This window comes from Paraburkholderia sp. SIMBA_030 (assembly GCF_046535245.1).
Lineage (GTDB): Bacteria > Pseudomonadota > Gammaproteobacteria > Burkholderiales > Burkholderiaceae > Paraburkholderia.
Genome location: NZ_JAWRXB010000018.1, coordinates 1 through 19,485, shown reverse-complemented (window position 1 = coordinate 19,485; position 19,485 = coordinate 1). Strand labels below are relative to the sequence as shown.

Genomic DNA, 19,485 nt, shown 5'->3' with positions numbered 1-19,485 from the left:
TGGCAATAGTTCGTATTATGAGCATGCCGGGCGCCATGCGTCCAACCGGCGCCGTTTTGCGCCGCGTCTTGCTCCGTTCACCTCGCCCACGCCCCGCCACGCTACGCCCTTTCGAGCGCCGCCATCTCACGCACGATCACCAGCAGCATCGACAGGCTCGCGCCGCCGGTCGCCCGCAGATCGGCAAGCAGGCGCGCGTAGCGTTCCAGTTGCGACGTACGCCGCTCGCGCCAGCTATGAACCAGTGCATCCGGCGTCGACCCTTCGTCGGCGTCGGCCAGCGCGCTGGTGGTCAACGCGCGTTTCAGACGCGCGAATTCGGCCAGCGCCGAAGCGCGTGCCAGCATGTCCCAGTGCGTCGGCGCCATCAACGCCGCCGCGCGCTCGCTGATCCAGTTGTAGTTCAGCAGCGTGCCGAGCGTGAAGTACACGCCCGCCACCTGCTCAAGGCTGCGCCCGCAGGTGGCCGCGACTTCGGCGATATCGAGCAAAGCCGCCGAAATTTCGCCGCTGGCGATCCGCACCGCCAGTTCGCTATCGACACCCGCATCCGCCAGCACGCGTTGCCGCTCGGACAGCGCTTCCAGATCGGCGGCCGGCAACAGCACGGGCCATTGCGGCGCGAGGCGTTGCGCGGCGTCGCGGCAACGCGCGAGCAGACCGGCTACATCGCCGCCGCTCATCGCGCCCGATTGCAGTTGCCGCAGGAACCACAGCGCCGCGCGTTCGACGAGCCGCGCAACTTCCACGAACATGCGCGCCTGCACGTCGTCGGCGACGCGGTTATCGAGCGCATCGATACTGCGCCACACCTCATCGAGATCGAACACGTCGCGCGCCATGATGCAGGCCCGCACGATCTCGCCGGGCTGAGCGTCCGTCTCTTCCATCAGGCGATGCACGAACTCGCAACCCACGCGGTTCACCAATGCGTTGGTCAGGTGCGTCGCGAGGATTTCGCGCCGCAACGGATGCCGCTGCATCGGTTCGCTAAAGCGCTGCCGCAACGGCTTCGGGAAATATTCGACCAGCATGTCGCTGACGAGCGGGTCTTCCGGCATCGACGATTCGAGCAGCGCGTCGTACAGCCACATCTTGCTATAGGCGAGCAATACTGCGCGTTCGGGCGAGGTCAGGCCTTGTTTCGCGGCCTGGCGTTCGGCCACTTCTTCATCGGTCGGCAGAAACTCGATCACGCGATTCAATCGGCCCGCACGTTCGAGCCAACGCATCAGGCGCGCCTCGGCATCGAGCAACTCGACGCCATAACGGCCCGCAATCGAGAGCGCCTGGGTCTGGTAATAATTGTCCTGCAACACCAGCAGACCGACTTCATCGGTCATTTCCGCGAGCAGCGCATTACGCTGCTTCCCAGTCATCTCGCCGTCGGAAACGACGAGGCCGAGCAGAATCTTGATGTTGACTTCGTGATCCGAACAATCGACGCCCGCCGAGTTGTCGATCGCATCGGTGTTGATGCGGCCGCCGCGCTGCGCGAATTCGATGCGCCCGAGTTGCGTGAGGCCGAGGTTGCCGCCTTCGGCCACCACCTTGCAGCGCAGATCGGCGCCATTCACGCGGATCGCATCGTTGGCGCGGTCGCCGACTTGCAGATGCGTTTCGCGGCTCGCCTTCACATACGTGCCGATGCCGCCGTTGTACAGCAGATCGACAGGCGCCTGCAAAATCGCGCGCATCAGTTCGGCCGGCGCCAGCGCCGGCACGTTGATGCCGAGTACCGCCTGTACCGCCGCGGACAGCGGAATGGTTTTGGCGGTGCGCGGAAACACGCCGCCGCCAGCCGAGATCAGCGAGGGATCGTAGTCGGCCCAGCTCGAACGATCGAGACCGAAAAGCCGCCCGCGCTCCGCAAGGCTGACCGCCGGATCGGGATTCGGATCGAGAAAGATATGCCGGTGATCGAACGCGGCCACCAGTTTGATATGCGGCGACAACAGCATGCCGTTGCCGAACACGTCGCCCGACATGTCGCCGACACCGACCACAGTGAAGTCGGTCGTCTGCGTATCGACGCCCATCTCGCGGAAATGCCGCTTCACCGATTCCCATGCGCCGCGCGCGGTGATCGCCATTTTCTTGTGGTCGTAGCCGACCGAACCGCCCGACGCGAATGCATCGTCGAGCCAGAAACCGTATTCCTGCGAGATGGCGTTCGCGTAGTCGGAGAACGTCGCCGTGCCTTTGTCGGCGGCGACCACCAGATAGGGGTCGTCGGGATCGTGGCGCACCACGTCGGGCGGCGGCGCCACCGTCGTGCCCGCGAGGTTGTCGGTCAAATCGAGCAGGCCGCGCAAAAACGTCTGATAGCACGCAACACCCTCGCGCATCCATGCATCGCGATCAGTTGGCGGCGGCGGATTCTTCACGACGAAGCCGCCTTTCGAGCCGACCGGCACGATCACGACGTTCTTCACCATCTGCGCCTTCATCAGGCCGAGCACTTCCGTGCGGAAGTCTTCGCGGCGATCCGACCAGCGCAGTCCGCCGCGAGCGACACGGCCCCCGCGCAAATGCACGCCTTCCACACGCGGCGAGTACACCCAGATCTCGAACATCGGTTTCGGTTCCGGCAAACCGGGTACCTGTGCCGGATTGAACTTGAACGACAGATACGGTTTCGGCTGCCCGTCGGCGTCGAAGCGATAATAGTTGGTGCGCTGCGTCGCCTTGATCACGCCGAGAAACTGCCGGAGTATCCGGTCTTCGTCGAGATTGGGCACCTGATCGAGCGCGCTGTCGATCGTCTTCAACAAGCCGTCGACGCGTACCTCGCGCGTGTCGCCGAACACCGGGTCGAAGCGTGCGATGAACAACTCGACCAGCATGCGGGCGATCGCCGGATTGCCGGTCACCGCGCGTTCGATGTAGGCATCGCTGAAAGTCGATCCTACTTGCCGCAGGTACTTGGCATACGCACGCAGAATCGTCACCTCGCGCGCGTTCAGATGCGCGCGCAGCACGAGCCGGTTGAAATCGTCGCTTTCGATTGCGCCCGTCCACACCTGCTCGAACGCTTCTTCGAACAGGTCTTTCACGCGCTCGATATCGAACTCCGTGTCGTCCGCGACTTCAAGACCGAAGTCGTGAATCCACGCGGGCGTCGCACCCCGTGCCTCGATCAGATAGGGCCGCTCTTCATCGACCCGCACGCCCAGATGTTCGAGCATCGGCAAGCTGCGCGACAGCGCGATCGGCAAGCCGGCGCGATAGACCTTGAAGCGAAACGCACGCGGCCCCGCTTCGATTGGGCGATACAGGTTCATCGCGAGCCGCTCGCTGCCCTGCACGCGTTCGATCAGTTCGATGTCGCGCACCGCCGTGCGAGCCGGATAGTCGTCGCGATAGCCGGCTGGAAACGAATCCACGTAGTGTTGCAGCAGGCGATTGCCCTGCTCTTCGCCGAATGCGTCGAGCAAGGCGTCGGCGAGATCGTCCTGCCAGCGGCGCGATACCTGTACAAGCCGCGCTTCGAGTTCGCGCGTATCGACGCTGGGCATGCCGTCCGGTTTCGCATGCACGACGAAGTGAATGCGCGCGAGCGTCGACTCCGACAGCAGCGGTGTGAACTCGACGCTTGCGCCGTTGAATGCGTCGGCCAGCAGATTGGCGATGCGCTGCCGCAGATCGGTGTTGTACTTGTCGCGCGGGACGAACACGAGGCACGACACGAAGCGATCGAAACGATCGCGCCGCACGAACAGACGCGTGCGCTGGTGCTCCTGCAAACGCAGCACGCCGAGCGCAATGTCGTAGAGCTGGCTTTCGTCGGCCTGGAGGAGTTCATCGCGCGGATAGGTTTCGAGCACCGTCACCAGCGACTTGGCCAGATGCCCCTTCGGCAGGAATCCGGCACGCCGCACGATGTTCGCGCATTTGCGGCGCACGATCGGTATTTCCGAGGACGATACAAAATACGCGGTGGACGTATACAGGCCGATGAAGCGCCGCTCGCCCGTCACCTTGCCGTCCGCACCGGCTAGCTTGACGCCGATGTAGTCCAGATAGCCGGGCCGATGCACGGTTGCACGCGAGTTCGCCTTGGTCAGAAAGATCGGCGACGAGCCGGAGATGATATCGGCCGCGGCAGGCGGCAACGGCGTGACTTCGGGCGCGCCCGCAGTACGCTGCCCGTCGCGCAGAATGCCGAGTCCGGAGCCGGGCACGGCGCGCAGGCCGTACCCGATATCGTGCTGCACCAGTTCATAGTCGCGCTGGCCGAGAAACGTGAAGTGATCGGCCACCATCCATTCGAGGAACGCGCGGGCCTCGACACCTTCCGGCCCCGCCTCGCCGGCCTTCATGCCTTTGATGGTGGCGCGCGCGCGTTCGACGATCTTCGGCCAGTCTTCCACCGCGGCACGCACGTCGCGCAAGACCCGCGCGATCTCGTCACGCAAGGCATCGAGCTTTGCGGCGTCGCCGCAACGATCGACTTCGAAGTGGATAAACGAGGCAAGCTGCGAAAGCGTATCGGCTGCGTCTTCGGCGCCCTGGCCCACACGCACGATGCTGCCGTCGGGGCCGCGCCAGATGCGAAACACCGGATGCACGACCGAATGCAGCGCAAGCCCGAGCCGGTTGACCGCCATCGATACCGAATCGACGAGGAACGGCATGTCGTCGTTGACGATTTCGATCACCGTGTGATCGGAATGCCAGCCGTGCTGCTCGAGGATCGGGTTATAGACGCGCAGCCGTTCGCTGCCGGGCACGAAGCGCTGCGCGGTTTGCCAGTGCGCGAGCGCCGCGCCGTATAGATCGGCAATGGCGCGGCTTTGCAGATCGTCGGCGTCGACGAAATCGTAGTAGTGCCGCAAAAAAGGCTCGACGACGGCGAAGGTTGCTTCAGGCAATCGCCCACGTGCAAATTCGAAGACATCGTTCAGCAGGTGCGTGACGGCTTCTTCATTCTTCGCTTGCATGATGAGCTCCCCGGCGGCCGGCAATAACCGTATATCGCGTGAATCGCATGCATCGTCCGAACAGGAATTATGCACCTGCCCGCTCGAAAAGCGATGTGCGACCGCACATAGGTTATACCCGCTGGCGGAAGCCCCGAATAGGGTCTACTGTTCGCTGTTTAAAGCGGGGCTTTCGACGTGCCCGCACCCTGAGCCAGCCACGCGCGGACCTGCTCGCTGGTCCACGCCGGATCGTCGTGCGGCAGATCGTGACCGGCCAGTGGATGCTCACGATGCGCGGCGCCCCACGCCATGGCGAGCTTTGCGGAACATACCGGGTTCACCAGTTTGTCGCCGCGTGAGGACAGTAGCAGCGTCGGGCAGCGCGGCTTCTCCTTCCCGGCGCTAAAGCGCGCGGCCGCCCATAGCTGCCGCAGCGCATTGCCTCGGCTCACCGGCGCGTTCTGACGAATTTCGCTCCATGCGGCAAGATCGGCGGTCAGCGTCTCGACGTTATTGCACGTCAACCGATGAATGCCCGCTTCCGCGCGCCGGGCGTCGCGCCAATGCGCGGCCACCTCGAAGAGCGTCGGCCATGCCGATGGACGCAGCCGCTCGTGCATGCGGCTGAACGGCCGCATGCTGGTATTGATCAGCACGAGCCGCTCGATCTCGCCGGGATGACGCTGCGCCCAGTCCGTCGCCACCATGCCGCCGAGCGACATCGCGAGCACGCGATACGGACCGGCCACCTTGCTTTGCAAAGCAGCCAGCCGCACGAAGCCCACCATATCCGCTACCGAAGCTGGCGCGCGCAAGTCGTTGAACTCGCCGTTGCCGGGCAGATCGAGCAGCAGCAGGCGATCGCTGCCGATCGCGTCACGCAGCAACTCAGGCAAGCGGCCCCAGTGCCGTGTTTCGCGTGTAAGTCCGCGCAATAGAATCCACGTGCTCATACGCGGCCCGCTTCATACCAAAGCTCGATTGCGCTTTGCAGCAGTTGTTCGCGACGATTGCCCTGCGGCAGCCAGCGCTGCGACGAGAACGCCGCGCGCGCCAGAAAGTCGAGCAGGTTCGCATGACGCCGCAGCACGCGTGCGGTGCGATGCGCTTTCACCGGATTGAACATGCCCTGCCGCGAAAACAGTTGACGTGGATTCTTCTTGATCCACAGCCACGAGCCCAGTTCGAGCGTCATCGGCAGAAAGACGTTGGGCGGCGGCGTGCGGTCGTACGCGTAGTCCCACAGATCGCCATGCAACAGATACTGGTGACTCTGCGGTTCGAACGCGTAACCGTGATGCGGATGCGCGCGTTCGAACATGGTCTTCAGCACGTACATTTCCGGCAGATGCGGCATCAGCTTGCGGGTGCGCGCATACGGAAACCAGATGCTGTCGCGCCAGCCGTAACCCGAGTGACAGTCCAGCGCGATGCTGAGCGGCCGCGTGGCCAGTTCGGTTTCGACTACCCGCAACAGCGCCGCGGCTTCAGGCTCCATCGGCGCGCCTAGCGGACCGCGATACCAGGGCAGCCATGCACCCAGGCGCTGACCGCCGGCCAGCAGCGGCACACGTTCGTCGGCGTTCTGCGGCGCGTTGCGCATCAGATCGACGCCATTGGGGTTGGCGCGCGTGGCGGCCCACATGCCGCCCGGATTGACGATCGGCATAAAGATCAGACGAATCGATTGCAGCTGCCGCACTAGCAGTTCGTCCCATTCGAGCCGCGACAGCAGCGCGCGCATGTAGTCGAGCACGAGTTGCGAGCCGATCCGTTCGAGCCCATGAATGCCGCCGAAAAACCCGATGGCCGGCGCCAGCGGGTCGCTCGAACCCATGCTCGCCGTGTGTACGGCGAATTGCCTGCCACGCACCGTCGTCTCGCAGACGGTGCGGATTTCGAAGTTGGCGCCGCCCTGTTCGAGGATCGTCTTGAGATCTTCGTACTCCGCAAAGCTGTCGGGAAGAAAGCTCAAAGGCTGCATGACGACGGCGAATGGAATTGCAAGGTTATTGGGGACGGCACAGCGAATGACGCAATATAGCCTGACTTGCGGCGATCATGAACGGCGAGGCCTGCCCCGCGCAGATCGTGTCATCAGCGTGTCATTTTCCGTTCAGCCGTTTGACTTCAATTTGCCTTGCTGTAGACGCAAAACGGACACTAAAAGATATAGTCGTCTAGACGTTACGATGCCGTCACTCAGCCGTCACACACGCTTCCTAGAATGTGCCCCACACATTCCGGCAACGGCCGGATGCATCAAGGGCTACTTGGTTATGGACGCGATTCGGGAAGCAATTCGTATCGAACGGCTGAGCAAGACGTTCGGCAACGGCCGCAAGGCACTGGACGAAATCGATTTGCGCGTCGAGCCCGGCGAAATGGTCGCGCTGATCGGCGCATCGGGCTCGGGCAAGTCGACGCTTCTGCGGCATATCGCGGGCTTCACCGCCTCGGATGCGCAGCCGTCGCGGATCGAGATTCTCGGCCGGCCGATTCAGCAGAACGGCCGCATCGTGCGTGAAGTGCGGCGCATTCGCCGCGATATCGGCTTCGTGTTTCAGCAATTCAATTTGGTGAACCGCTTGTCGGTCGAAAGCAACGTGCTGATCGGCGCGCTGGCACGCCTGCCGTTGTGGCGCCGTCTGCTCGGGCGTTTTCCGCGTGCGGAGCGGGCGTTGTCGATGACCGCGCTCGATGAAGTCGGCATTGCCGAACATGCGCGCGAACGCGCCGCCACCCTTTCCGGCGGGCAGCAGCAGCGCGCGGCATTGGCGCGTGCGCTGGTGCAACGCGCTCGCATCGTGCTCGCCGACGAACCGATCGCCTCGCTCGATCCCGAATCGGCGCGCCGCGTCATGGACATGCTGCATACGCTGAACATCGAGCATCAGCTGACAGTGCTGGTGTCGCTGCATCAGGTGGATATCGCGATGCAGTATTGCCCGCGCACCGTTGCGTTGCGACGCGGCAAGATCGTCTACGACGGCCCGTCCGCCGCGCTGACCCCGGCTCTGCTCAAGAAGCTTTACGGCGACGGCGCCCACGAACTGCTCGACGACACCGCCAACAGCGCCAACACCGCGGAAAGCACCGCAGCGACGCCTGACGACGCACCCGCCCCGACGCGTTACGCGTTCGCCCTCAATCCAGCGCACTCGAGTTATGCGCGCTTCCCGACTCTGTCCACTCAACCGGATCTCAACCGATGAAATTCCTGCGTTCATTGATCACGCTGACCGTCGGCGCCGCCGCGTTCGCCTGCGTCGCCACCGCACAAGCTGAAGACCTCAATCTCGGCATCATCTCGACTGATTCGTCGTCCGTGCTGAAACAGCGCTGGGAACCGCTGATCGACGACATGAACAGGCAAACCGGCCTGAACGTCAAAGCGTTCTTCGCGACCGACTACGCCGGGATCATCGAAGGCATGCGCTTCAATAAAGTGCAGGTGGGCTATTTCGGCAACGCCTCGGCGATCCAGGCGGTCGATCGCTCGCAAGGCGAGGTGTTCGCCAAGGTCCAGTACGCGAACGGCAACGCCGGCTATTACTCGGTGCTGATCACCAACGTGAACAGCCGCTTCAAGACGCTCGACGACGTCTTCAGGAACAGCAGGGACGTCACGCTCGGCTTCGGCGATCCGAACTCCACATCGGGCACGCTGATTCCGGGCTACTACCTGTTCGCGAAACACAACACGCCGGTCTACACCTCGTTCAAGACCGTGTTGCCGTCGAGCCACGAAGCAAACCTGCTGGCCGTGGTGAACAACAAGATCGACATCGCCACCAACAACACTGAGCAGCTCGACACGCTCAAGCAGCAGCATCCGGACAAGTTCGCGCAAGTGCGCGTGCTGTGGACCTCGCCACTGATTCCGTCGGACCCGCTGGTGTGGCGCAAGGATCTGCCGCAAGCCACCAAGGACAAGATCCGCAACTTCTTCCTGAACTACGCGAAGTCCGATCCGCATGAAAAGGCGGTGATGGCGGCGATCACCGGCTATGCCGGCTTCGCGGCTTCCACGGATGCGCAGTTGCTGCCGATCCGCCAGGTCGCGCTGTTCCAGCAGAAGCAGAAGATCGAGAGCGACGCGCATCTTTCCGCCGACGACCGTAAGACCCAGCTGGCCGAGCTCGATGCGAAGCTGAGCGCGCTCAACGCGCCTGCAGCGAAGCAATGAGCACGGCCGATCTGGTCACCTCGCCGGCGCGCGCGAACGAGGCGCGCACGGCGTCGGCTGCGGCGGCACGGCATGCCGCGCCGGCCGCGGGCAAGCGCAGCTGGCTGTCGCTGCTCGGCTGGATCGCGGTGCTCGCCGTGTTGGGCGGAGCCTGGCACGGCGCCGACATGCGCCCGCTCGACCTGCTCAGCGACTCCGGCAACATGGGCCAGTTCGCCAGGGACTTTTTCCCGCCGGACTTCACCGAGTGGCGCAACTATCTGCACGAGATGGTTGTGACGCTGTCGGTGGCGGTGTGGGGCACCGCCCTCTCGCTGGTGTGCGCGGTGCCGTGCGGGTTGATGTCCGCGCACAACATGGCGCCGATGTGGATCGTGCAGCCGATGCGCCGCCTGATGGATGCGTGCCGCGCGATCAACGAAATGGTCTTCGCGATGCTGTTCATCGTCGCGGTCGGCCTCGGTCCGTTCGCCGGCGTGCTGGCCTTGTGGGTGCACACCACCGGCGTGCTCGCCAAACTGTTTGCGGAAGCGGTCGAGGCGATCGATCCGCGTCCGGCCGAGGGCGTGCGCGCAACCGGCGCAACCAGTCTCGACGAAATCATCTACGCCGTGCTGCCGCAAGTGCTGCCGTTGTGGATCTCGTACGCGTTGTATCGCTTCGAATCCAACGTGCGCTCGGCGATGGTGGTCGGCATGGTCGGCGCGGGCGGCATCGGCGTGGTGCTGTACGAGTCGATCCGCTCGTTCAACTATGCGCAGACCGCCGCGGTGATGATCATGGTGATCGTGGTCGTGACGGCGATCGATCTGGCTTCCGCGTGGCTGCGGGAGCGCGTGACCTGATCGCGGCGCATCGTTGCCTGCGCACGGATCATGCTGGGCGCCATCCCGATCGGGATTTGCAGCGGTGGCGCACGCGTACGCTCAAGCTCACGCGAATTGCACGAGCGTCGCGTCGATCGCATCGGCTAGCGTGTTGAAGGCCGGCGCGATCTCCTCATCCGGCACGCACGCGTAGCCGATCAGCAAGCCCGACGGCGCGCGCGACGGTTGCGCGTAATACCCCGACACGGGCCGCACGACGATATTGCGTTCCAGCGCCGCCGCGGCCACGGCGCGGTCGTCGGCGCCTTCGGGCAACTGCATCACCAGATGCAAACCGGCATCGCCGCCGACTGCCGGCAACGCATCGCCATAACGGCGCGCGGCGGCGTCGAGCAGCGCCTGGCGCCGCTGACCGTAAAGCGTGCGCATCTTGCGGATGTGCGAGGTGAAATGCCCTTCCGCGATGAACTCCGCGAGCATCGCCTGTTGCAGCAACTGTCCTTCGCGATACAACTCCGCGCTGGCGGTGGCAAAGCTCTCCGCCAGCGCCTCCGGCGCGACCAGGTAGCCAATGCGCAAACCCGGAAACAGCGTCTTGCCGAAGCTGCCCACGTAAATCACCTGGCCGGACGTGTCCAGACCTTGCAACGATGCCAGCGGCCGGCTGCCGTAGCGGTATTCGCTGTCGTAGTCGTCCTCGATGATCCAGCATTGGTTCTGCCGCGCATATTCGAGCAGCATGCGGCGCCGCGCGAGGCTCATCACCATGCCGAGCGGATATTGATGCGAGGGCGTGACGAGCATCAGCTTCGGCGGCTGCGCGAGATCGTCGGCGGACGGATTGATGCCCTCTTCGTCGACGGCGATCGGCCGCGATTGCAGGCCGGACACGTGCATGACGCTGCGCACGCCCCAATAGCAGGGGTCTTCGGTCCAGATCACGTCGCCCGGATCGGACAGCAGGCGCACGGCCAGATCGACCGACTGGTGAATCCCGGTCGTGATGACGATCTGTTCGGGCGTGCAACGCACCGAACGCGACGTGCGCAGATAGTCCGCCAGCGCGTGCCGCAGCAGTGCCAGACCGCCGCCCGGCGCATAAGTCAGCAGGTCCGGACGCAGCCGGCGCCAGTACTTGTTATGCAAGCGGCTCCACACGCGGGCCGGAAACTTCGTGACGTCCGGCACGCCCGGCATGAACGCGCCCCATTGACGCTTGGACACGCCCGCGCCGGCAATCAGCCTCGCGCCGCGCGTGGACAGCGCGCGCCTGGCCTGCAACGGCAGTGGGAGCGGGAGTGGCTCGAGCCGCGCCGCGTGCGCCTCCGCATCGGGCGCGCCGACGATTTCGTCCGGCGCGCTATCGGCGACGAAGGTGCCGCGCCCGGTCGCCGAACTCACATAGCCTTCGAGGGCCAGCTGCTCATACACTTGAGTGACGGTATTGCGCCCGATGCCCAGTTCCTGCGCCAGCAAACGCGACGATGGCACCTTCGTGCCCGCCGGCAATTCGCGCGACAGAATCGCTTGCTGCAACAGCCGGTGCAGCTGACGATAGATCGGCTGGCCGTTGCCACGATCGAGGCGCTGCGCCAGCCAGTCGGACAAAACGCTCGCGCGCATGATTGGCTCCTATATTTTTATTGAAATGGCTCTGAAGTTAAGAGCCAAATCTCATTATAGTCGCTGCATGTGCTGCGCTGAGGGCGCGGCGTCCGCGAGAACCGAGGAGTGAGGAGATGACTGTGAAGAATGCTGACCTGAAGAGCCGCAAGGATGCCGCCACGCCGCGTGGTGTGGGCGTGATGTGCGATTTCTACGCTGAGCGCGCCGAGAACGCCGAGTTGTGGGACGTCGAGGGCCGCCGTTTCATCGACTTCGCTGCGGGCATTGCGGTGTGCAACACGGGCCACCGTCATCCGAAGATTCTGGCGGCAATCCGCGAGCAGCTCGATCATTTCACGCACACCGCGTATCAGATCGTGCCGTATGCGTCGTATGTCGAACTGGCTGAGAAGATCAATCAACGCGCGCCGGGCGACTATCCGAAGAAGACGGCATTCTTCACGACGGGTGCCGAAGCGGTTGAAAACGCGATCAAGATTGCCCGCGCTGCGACCGGCCGCCCGGGCGTGATTGCCTTTACCGGCGGTTTTCATGGCCGCACGCTGATGGGCATGGCGCTGACCGGCAAGGTTGCGCCGTACAAGCTCGGCTTTGGTCCGTTCCCTTCCGACGTGTTCCATGCACCGTTCCCGAATCCGCTGCACGGCGTGACGACGGCCGATTCGCTGAAGGCGATCGAGTTTCTGTTCAAGGCCGACATCGATCCGAAACGTGTCGCGGCGATCATTTTTGAACCGGTTCAGGGCGAAGGCGGTTTTTATCCCGCGCCGGCCGAGTTTGTGCGCGCGTTGCGGAAGTTGTGCAATGAGCACGGGATTTTACTGATCGCGGATGAAGTGCAGACGGGTTTTGCCCGTACCGGGAAGTTGTTTGCGATGCATCACTACGATGTGGTGCCCGATCTGATGACGATGGCCAAGAGCCTGGCCGGCGGCATGCCGTTGTCGGGTGTGGTGGGTCGTGCCGACGTGATGGATGCTGCGGCGCCTGGTGGGCTGGGCGGCACCTATGCCGGTAACCCGTTGGCGGTTGCTGCTGCGCATGCTGTGCTCGATATCATCGATGAAGAGAAGCTCTGCGAGCGGGCTGTTGTATTGGGAGATCGCGTTAAAGCGAAGCTGGTCGCGCTGCAGGGCGAGGTTCCGCAGATTGCCGATGTGCGCGGGCCGGGGGGGATGGTGGCTGTTGAGTTCTGCAAGGCAGGTGGTTCCGAGCCGGATGCGGAGTTCACCAAGCGGGTGCAGGCTCGTGCGCTTGAGCGCGGGTTGTTGTTGCTCGTTTGTGGGGTTTATTCGAACGTCGTTCGGTTCCTGTTTCCGCTCACGATTCAGGATTCTGTCTTCGATGAGGCTTTGGGTATCCTTGAAGAGGTGGTTAAGGAGACCGTGGCGGTCGCTGTTTAAGGGTTTTTTTTGCCTTTCGTGGCGCTCATGTTCTGTTTGCCTGCGGTGGTGGCCTTTCCTTGATTTGTTAGTGGTCTATTAGGTGGTGGCCTTTCCTTGATTTGTTAGTGGTCTATTAGGTGGTGGCCTTTCCTTGATTTGTTAGTGGTCTATTAGCGTTCCCCCTGTGCGGGGGGCACCTACTTTTCTTTGCCGGCCGCAAAGAAAAGTAGGCAAAAGAAAGCGGCTCAAACCGCTAATTCTTAAGCGGGTCCCCTGGCTTGGAGGAGGTAGTGGAGCATCTGGAATCAGTGTTCTCGCACACTCCGCGCGGGTGACAAGGCAGTCATACTTCCGGCGGCGCTACGCGCGCCGTGGCGGTACTTCACAACACCGATAGCGGATTGGCGCCTCCGGCATCATTCTTCCCGCCTCGCACTACGTGCGCCGCGGACGGGTCTGCCAGGGAAACCAGTGGCTTCGTTTGCGCGTGGTGGGGGCCATCGGCTTCGCCTCGGCGAGGCGCCGGACTGCGGAAGTGCGGGCCGCTTCGCCGAACGAAACGTCGCCGCGAGTTACGCTAGCGCAGCAAAGGCAAACCGTTATGCGTGAACCACCGCCGACGCCGAAAGCGCCCGAAGGGTCCGACGGTTTTGTGAAGTACCGCTACGACGTGCATAACGCCGCCGGACACATCAAGCGAAACATTGACGCGAAAATGGAGGTCGGTCTTGTGAAGTACCGCCACGGCGCGCGTAGCGCCGCCGGAAAAATGACTGCCTTGTCACCAGCGCGGAGTGTGCGAGAACACCGATTCCAGATGCTCCACTACCTCCTCCAAGCCAGGGGACCCGCTTAAGAATTAGCGGTGTGAAGCCGCTTTCTTTTGCCTACTTTTCTTTGCGGCCGGCAAAGAAAAGTAGGTGCCCCCCCGCACAGGGGGAACGCTAATAGACCACTAACAAATCAGGGAAAGGCCACCACCTAATAGACCACTAACAAATCAAGGAAAGGCCACCACCGCAGGCACACAGACATAAGCCGCCGGGCAAGCAAAAACACCATCAAAATCCAAACTACGCGGAGCACGACAAAATGACGATACTGACCTTAAAAGACAAAACCCTTTTAAAGACAAAAGCCTACATCGCCGGCGAATGGCAACAGGCCGACGACAGTAAAACCTTCGAAGTAAAAAACCCGGCCACAGGCGAAACAATCGCCACCGTGCCCCGCATGGGCACAACTGAAACCCGCAGGGCGATCGACGTAGCAAACACAGCATGGCCAGCATGGCGAGCAACAACGGCCAAGCACCGCGCAGCGATACTACGCAAATGGCATGACCTCATGCTTGAGCACGCCGACGACCTCGCGCAAATTCTAACGGCCGAACAAGGCAAGCCCCTATCCGAGGCCAAAGGCGAAATCCAGTACGCCGCCTCATTCCTGGAATGGTTCGCCGAAGAAGGCAAACGCGTCAACGGCGACACCATCCCCACGCCGGCAGGCGACAAACGCATTGTCGTGACGAAAGAACCGATCGGCGTCTGCGCAGCCATCACGCCGTGGAATTTCCCGGCAGCCATGATCACCCGCAAGGTCGGTCCGGCCCTCGCCGCCGGCTGCCCGATCATCGTCAAACCGGCTGAAGCCACGCCGCTGTCAGCCCTCGCGCTCGCCGTGCTGGCCGAACGCGCGGGCGTCCCCCGCGGCGTGTTCAACGTCGTCACCGGTGAGCCGAAAGCCATCGGCGCGGAACTGACCGGCAACCCGGTCGTGCGCAAACTGTCGTTCACCGGCTCGACGCCGGTCGGCCGTCTGCTGATGGCGCAGTGCGCGCCGACCGTCAAGAAAGTGTCGCTCGAACTCGGCGGCAACGCGCCGTTCATCGTCTTCGAAGACGCGGATCTGGATGCGGCCGTCGCCGGCGCCATCGCGTCGAAATACCGCAATAGCGGCCAAACCTGCGTCTGCACGAATCGCTTCTACGTGCACGATAAAGTCTACGACGCGTTCGCCGCGAAACTGCGCGACGCAGTCGAACAACTGAAGGTCGGCCGCGGCACCGAAGACGGCGTCACGCAAGGTCCGCTCATCAACGAAGCAGCCGTGCTCAAGGTCGAATCGCATATCGAAGACGCGCTCGCCAAAGGCGCACGCATCCTCACCGGCGGCAAGCGTCATGCACTCGGCCACGGCTTCTTCGAGCCGACAGTGCTCGCGGATGTCACGCCGGGCATGTTGGTCGCCCGCGACGAAACGTTCGGCCCGCTCGCGCCGCTGTTCCGCTTCTCGTCGGACGAGGAAGTGATCCGCCTCGCCAACGATACCGAATTCGGCCTCGCGTCGTATTTCTATAGCCGCGATATCGGCCGCGTCTGGCGCGTCGCCGAAGCCCTCGAATATGGCATGGTCGGCATCAACACCGGCCTCATCTCGAACGAAGTGGCACCGTTCGGCGGCGTCAAGCAATCCGGTCTCGGCCGCGAAGGCTCGCACTACGGTATCGACGATTACGTGGTCATCAAGTACATGTGCGTCGGCGGTATCTGAGCCTTTACTGTAAAGGCTCGAATATCGAACTTACGCTGGAAACTACGCCGACAGAAATCCTGTCGCGCGTAGCCGTTCCCAACCCGTGCGCGCCTCGACCCACTCCGCCAACGTGAGCAACCCGGCGTCACCTTGCGCGGCGCCCACCAGTTGCGCGCCGAGCGGCAGGCCCGACGGCCCGAATCCCACCGGCACCGTCACGGCCGGCACGCCGAGGAAGGTCCACGGCGCGCAGAACGAGGCATCGCCCGTATAGTCGAGGCCGCGCGGCGGCTCGCCCGTGGCGGGCGCCACCAGCAGCGCGTCGAGCGCCATGGCTTGCGTGAGCCACACATGAAAGCGCTGCGCCATCGGCAGCTGCGCCGCCTTGATCTTCGCGTAGGTGGTGGCCGGCAGCGTGCGCCCATCGTCGACGAGACCGCGCATCGCGGGACTCACGAGTTCGGGCGTGCGATCGATCAGTTCGCCATGCGTGATCGCCGCTTCCACCGCCATCAATTGCAGCGCGTGCGCCGGCGTCTCGAAGATTTCCTGCGGCAAATCCACCGTCACGATCTCAGCGCCGTCGCGCGCGAGCTGCGCCGCGAGCCGGTCGAGCGCGGCCTGCTGCGCCGGTTCAATGGCACCGCCGGCCTGTTTCGACAACACGCCGATGCGCCGCGTGCCCGCGCCGCGCGCGACCGGGGTCACATGCGAAACATGCGGATCCGCGGCATCCGCGCCTGTAACCAGCTTCAACACATACGCCACGTCCGCGACGCGCCGCGCGAACAGTCCGACGTGATCCAGCGACCACGCCAGCGGCAACACACCGGTTCGCGCAATCGTGCCGTACGTGGGCTTGAAACCGACGATGCCGCAATAAGCCGCCGGGCGGATCACCGAGCCCTGCGTCTGCGTGCCGAGCGCGAGCGGCACGATACCGGCCGCGACCGCCGCCGCCGATCCGCTCGACGACCCGCCCGGCGTGAACGCGCCGTTCCACGGATTGACCGTCGGCCCCGGATGACGCCACGCGAACTCGGTGGTCACCGTCTTGCCGAGAATCGACGCGCCGGCGGCCCGCAAGCGCGCCACGACCCACGCATCGCGCCCGGGACGCCGTCCCTTATAGGCCGCCGAGTTGAACTCGGTGGGCATGTCGGCGGTGTCGATGACATCCTTCACCGCGACCGGCACACCGGCGAGCGGCGCACTCGCATCGGCGAGGTTGACCGGCGGCGTATCGGGCAAGTAGCAGAATGCGTGCAACGTTGCTTGCGATTTCCGCGCGGCATCGTAAGCGCCTGAAACGTATTGCGCCACGGTGGCGTCACCCGCGGCTAGCGCGGCACGTATGTCGCCGATGGTCGGCGATTGATCGAACGTAGTCATGAGAGCGTCGGCAAGTAGTCTTACTTCGCGGCAAGCGCGGGCTGGATATAACTGTGGACGATGAATGTATCGTACTTCGGCTGCTGCTTCAGGTTGCCGAGCGCGATCTGCGTATCCATCGCAACCGTCAGCGCTTTCGGCGTAATGTCGACGTTCTTCGGATACACGCCTTCGGCCAGCATGCGCTTGACCGCCGCGTCCACCACCGCCGGATCGAGCGTCGGAAATTCCTTGCGCGCGATCGCCTGCGTTTCGGCTGGGTTGCTCTGCATGTAGCGCAGCGCGTTCTGCAGCCCCTTCACGAACCGCGCGGCCGCATCCGGATCGACACTGCGTTTTGCCGAAATCGACGAGAACGCGTATTCGCCATAGAGCTTCGGAAAGCCGAGCACGACTTTCATGCCCTTCGCCACGGCCTGATCGAGGCCCGGCTCATACATCACCGCGATCTTCGACTGCCCGGCCACCAGCGGCCCGATCTCCGAACCAAGCGGCACCTGAATCAGCTTGACGTCGCTCTGCGACATGCCGTTCTCCTTCAACAACTTGAAGAACAGCGACGTGCTGGTGGTCGGCATCTGCCCGGACACCACGACCTGATCCTTCACGTCCTTGATGCTGTTGAATTTCATGTCGGGCGCGGCCGCGATCCATACCGCCGCGCCGTTCACGACGTTGGCGATGATGTCGACATCCGCACCCTTCTCCGCCGCGACCGCCGTCCACTCCGGCCCGTGCAGCGAGAAATCGGCGCTGCCCGACAGCACCGCCGAGAGCGCCGCGCTCGGGCTGCCCGCCGTCTGCTTGGTGACGTCGAGCCCTTCCTTCGTGAAGAAGCCACCGTCGATCGCCACATAGAGCGGCAGATAGAGCATCGACTGGAAGGCCTGCGAAATGGTGACTTTCCTGTCGGCGGCAAACGCCGGCGAGGAAACGGATGCAACGGTCAATGCCAAAGCCGTGGTCAACGCCGTGAGCGCTTTTTTTGCTGTGAATGCCATCGTCCTGTCCTGGGATAGAAGTGGTTGGACTGCCGGAAATGCGTTTAAACCTTCAGCGTGGTCGTATTCGACGCCTGCCGCCACGGCAGCAACTTGCGCTCGATGAGGTCGATCAGGAAGTACAGCACGAAGCCGATCGCCATCAGCACGAAGAGCCCCGCCCATACCGTGTTGAGGTCGTACAGGCTCGACGCGGTGAAGATCATGTGCCCGAGCCCTTTCTCCGATGAAATGAATTCGCCCACCACCGCGCCGACCAGGCCGAAGCCGACGTTGATGCGGAACGTGGAGATCACGTACGGCAGCGTGAACGGCACCACCACCTTCATGAACACGTCGTTCTTGTTGGCGCCGAGCGTAACGAGCAGCGCCTGCAGATCGGGATCGGCGTCTTTCGCTGCCTCGTAGGCCGCAATCAGCGCGACGATGGCGGTCAGCGAAATCGCCAGCGCGACCTTCGATATCAGCCCGGTGCCGAACCATAGAATCACGATCGGCGCGAACGCGATCTTCGGCACGCTGTTGATCGCGACGATGAACGGCTCGATCAGCCGCGCAACGAACGGCGAATACCAGAGCGCGAGCCCGCACACCGAGCCGGCCGCCGTGCCGAACACGAAACCGAGAATGGCTTCGAAGAGCGTGTAGCCGGTATCGATGAACAGTTGATGAGACCGCATGTCGCGCAACAGCGCGTCGAGAATTTTGGAAGGCGAGCCGACCAGAAAATTCGATACCCAGCCGAGACGCGCCGCGCCTTCCCAGATCGCGAAGAACGCGATCACCGCCGCGATTTGCAGCAGCGAGCGGCCCCAGCCGCTATCGAGCACGAGCCGCCGCGGCCGTGCCTTCGGAGTGCGCCGCACCGTTGCGCCTTTATCGATGGAGACGGACTGCGTCATGCTGCCCTCACCTCGGTCTGGATATCGAGTTCGCCGCACAACGCGTGAAAATAGCCCGCGAAGTTCGGATCGCTGCGAGCGCCGATCGGCGAGCGCGCGCCAATGTCGATGTCGTAGATCTTCTTCACCTGCGAAGGCCGCCCGCCGAGCACCACGACGCGCTTGGACAACGCCACGGCTTCGTCGATATCGTGCGTGACGAGCACGACGGTCTTGTGGAACGTCTCGACCGCCTCCATCAGCACACCTTCCAGATAGAGGCGCGTCTGATAGTCGAGCGCCGAGAAGGGCTCGTCGAGCAGGATGATGTCGGGATCGTTGATCAGCGTGCGGATCAGGGCCACACGCTGGCGCATGCCGCCGGACAGCATGCGTGGATAAGCATTTTCAAAGCCGGCGAGGCCGTACGTATTGAGGTATTCCATCGCCATCTCATGCGCCTGCGCCGCCGGCATTTTCGACAGCTCGGGGCCGATCAGCACGTTTTGCAGCACCGTGCGCCACGGCAGCAACAGGTCGCGCTGCATCATGTAGCCGACCTTGCCGCGCAATCCATCCACGGCCTGACCGCGATAGACGATGTCGCCGCTATCGGCCTCGAGCAACCCCGCGATCACATTGAAGACCGTCGTCTTGCCGCAGCCCGACGGCCCGATGATGCTGACGAAATCACGCTCGTGGATGTCGAAGGTGAGACCGCCGA

The 19,485-nt window shown here is 63.4% G+C and carries 13 protein-coding genes; 5 read left to right on the top strand and 8 right to left on the bottom strand.

The window, feature by feature from the left end; genetic code table 11:
- Window positions 1–101: 101 nt before the first annotated feature.
- The 3 genes from SB772_RS27600 to SB772_RS27590 form a co-directional block, all read right to left on the bottom strand.
- Window positions 102–4,943 carry an NAD-glutamate dehydrogenase gene (locus tag SB772_RS27600; RefSeq protein ID WP_410836349.1) on the bottom strand — a complete coding sequence of 1,614 codons (4,842 nt, stop codon included), beginning with the start codon at window positions 4,941–4,943 and terminating at the stop codon, window positions 102–104.
- A gap of 158 nt (window positions 4,944–5,101) precedes the next feature.
- On the bottom strand, window positions 5,102–5,878 hold the full coding sequence (locus tag SB772_RS27595; RefSeq protein WP_410836348.1) for an alpha/beta fold hydrolase: 777 nt from the start codon (window positions 5,876–5,878) through the stop codon (window positions 5,102–5,104).
- A complete protein-coding gene (locus SB772_RS27590; RefSeq protein WP_410836347.1) occupies window positions 5,875–6,909 on the bottom strand; it encodes a M14 family zinc carboxypeptidase in 1,035 nt (344 codons plus the stop codon). The genes SB772_RS27595 and SB772_RS27590 overlap by 4 nt, the downstream gene beginning before the upstream one ends.
- 295 nt (window positions 6,910–7,204) lie before the next feature.
- Between SB772_RS27590 and phnC the strand changes: the two genes are divergently transcribed.
- The 3 genes from phnC to phnE are packed head-to-tail and all read left to right on the top strand — an operon-like array spanning window position 7,205 to window position 9,959.
- On the top strand, window positions 7,205–8,140 hold the full coding sequence (gene phnC, locus SB772_RS27585) for a phosphonate ABC transporter ATP-binding protein (RefSeq protein ID WP_410836346.1): 936 nt from the start codon (window positions 7,205–7,207) through the stop codon (window positions 8,138–8,140).
- Entirely contained in the window at window positions 8,137–9,114 is a 978-nt protein-coding gene (phnD, locus tag SB772_RS27580; protein ID WP_410836345.1) for a phosphonate ABC transporter substrate-binding protein, read from the top strand. Before phnC ends, phnD begins: the two co-directional genes overlap by 4 nt.
- Window positions 9,111–9,959, top strand: a complete 849-nt coding sequence (gene phnE / locus SB772_RS27575; protein WP_410836344.1) for a phosphonate ABC transporter, permease protein PhnE — start codon at window positions 9,111–9,113, stop codon at window positions 9,957–9,959. Before phnD ends, phnE begins: the two co-directional genes overlap by 4 nt.
- Window positions 9,960–10,046: 87 nt before the next feature.
- Here the strand turns inward: phnE and SB772_RS27570 are convergent, their stop codons facing one another.
- On the bottom strand, window positions 10,047–11,564 hold the full coding sequence (locus SB772_RS27570) for a PLP-dependent aminotransferase family protein (protein WP_410836343.1): 1,518 nt from the start codon (window positions 11,562–11,564) through the stop codon (window positions 10,047–10,049).
- Window positions 11,565–11,680: 116 nt separating this feature from the next.
- Between SB772_RS27570 and SB772_RS27565 the strand changes: the two genes are divergently transcribed.
- A complete protein-coding gene (locus SB772_RS27565; protein ID WP_410836342.1) occupies window positions 11,681–12,970 on the top strand; it encodes a 4-aminobutyrate--2-oxoglutarate transaminase in 1,290 nt (429 codons plus the stop codon).
- A gap of 1,074 nt (window positions 12,971–14,044) precedes the next feature.
- The gene (locus tag SB772_RS27560; RefSeq protein WP_410836341.1) at window positions 14,045–15,505 is read left to right on the top strand and encodes an NAD-dependent succinate-semialdehyde dehydrogenase; all 1,461 of its coding nucleotides are present in this window, start codon (window positions 14,045–14,047) and stop codon (window positions 15,503–15,505) included.
- A gap of 42 nt (window positions 15,506–15,547) precedes the next feature.
- Here SB772_RS27560 and SB772_RS27555 read toward each other — a convergent pair whose 3' ends face one another.
- The 4 genes from SB772_RS27555 to SB772_RS27540 all read right to left on the bottom strand — a co-directional run.
- A complete protein-coding gene (locus tag SB772_RS27555; protein ID WP_410836340.1) occupies window positions 15,548–16,879 on the bottom strand; it encodes an amidase in 1,332 nt (443 codons plus the stop codon).
- A 20-nt stretch (window positions 16,880–16,899) separates the two neighbouring features.
- Complete coding sequence (locus SB772_RS27550; RefSeq protein WP_410836339.1) at window positions 16,900–17,880, bottom strand: ABC transporter substrate-binding protein; 981 nt, start codon at window positions 17,878–17,880, stop codon at window positions 16,900–16,902.
- Window positions 17,881–17,924: 44 nt separating this feature from the next.
- Window positions 17,925–18,782, bottom strand: a complete 858-nt coding sequence (locus SB772_RS27545; protein ID WP_410836338.1) for an ABC transporter permease — start codon at window positions 18,780–18,782, stop codon at window positions 17,925–17,927.
- Window positions 18,779–19,485 (bottom strand): ABC transporter ATP-binding protein (locus tag SB772_RS27540; RefSeq protein WP_410836337.1); only part of this gene is annotated, 707 nt, incomplete at its 5' end. The genes SB772_RS27540 and SB772_RS27545, both read right to left, overlap by 4 nt.

What these genes read in the sequence shown, in the direction of transcription:
- SB772_RS27550 (WP_410836339.1), bottom strand. Translation starts at nt 17,880, where the DNA reads ATGGCATTCACAGCAAAAAAAGCGCTCACGGCGTTGACCACGGCTTTG.
- SB772_RS27555 (WP_410836340.1), bottom strand. Translation starts at nt 16,879, where the DNA reads ATGACTACGTTCGATCAATCGCCGACCATCGGCGACATACGTGCCGCG.
- SB772_RS27590 (WP_410836347.1), bottom strand. Translation starts at nt 6,909, where the DNA reads ATGCAGCCTTTGAGCTTTCTTCCCGACAGCTTTGCGGAGTACGAAGAT.
- SB772_RS27570 (WP_410836343.1), bottom strand. Translation starts at nt 11,564, where the DNA reads ATGCGCGCGAGCGTTTTGTCCGACTGGCTGGCGCAGCGCCTCGATCGT.
- SB772_RS27560 (WP_410836341.1), top strand. Translation starts at nt 14,045, where the DNA reads ATGACGATACTGACCTTAAAAGACAAAACCCTTTTAAAGACAAAAGCC.
- SB772_RS27565 (WP_410836342.1), top strand. Translation starts at nt 11,681, where the DNA reads ATGACTGTGAAGAATGCTGACCTGAAGAGCCGCAAGGATGCCGCCACG.
- SB772_RS27600 (WP_410836349.1), bottom strand. Translation starts at nt 4,943, where the DNA reads ATGCAAGCGAAGAATGAAGAAGCCGTCACGCACCTGCTGAACGATGTC.
- phnD (WP_410836345.1), top strand. Translation starts at nt 8,137, where the DNA reads ATGAAATTCCTGCGTTCATTGATCACGCTGACCGTCGGCGCCGCCGCG.
- phnC (WP_410836346.1), top strand. Translation starts at nt 7,205, where the DNA reads ATGGACGCGATTCGGGAAGCAATTCGTATCGAACGGCTGAGCAAGACG.
- phnE (WP_410836344.1), top strand. Translation starts at nt 9,111, where the DNA reads ATGAGCACGGCCGATCTGGTCACCTCGCCGGCGCGCGCGAACGAGGCG.
- SB772_RS27595 (WP_410836348.1), bottom strand. Translation starts at nt 5,878, where the DNA reads ATGAGCACGTGGATTCTATTGCGCGGACTTACACGCGAAACACGGCAC.
- SB772_RS27545 (WP_410836338.1), bottom strand. Translation starts at nt 18,782, where the DNA reads ATGACGCAGTCCGTCTCCATCGATAAAGGCGCAACGGTGCGGCGCACT.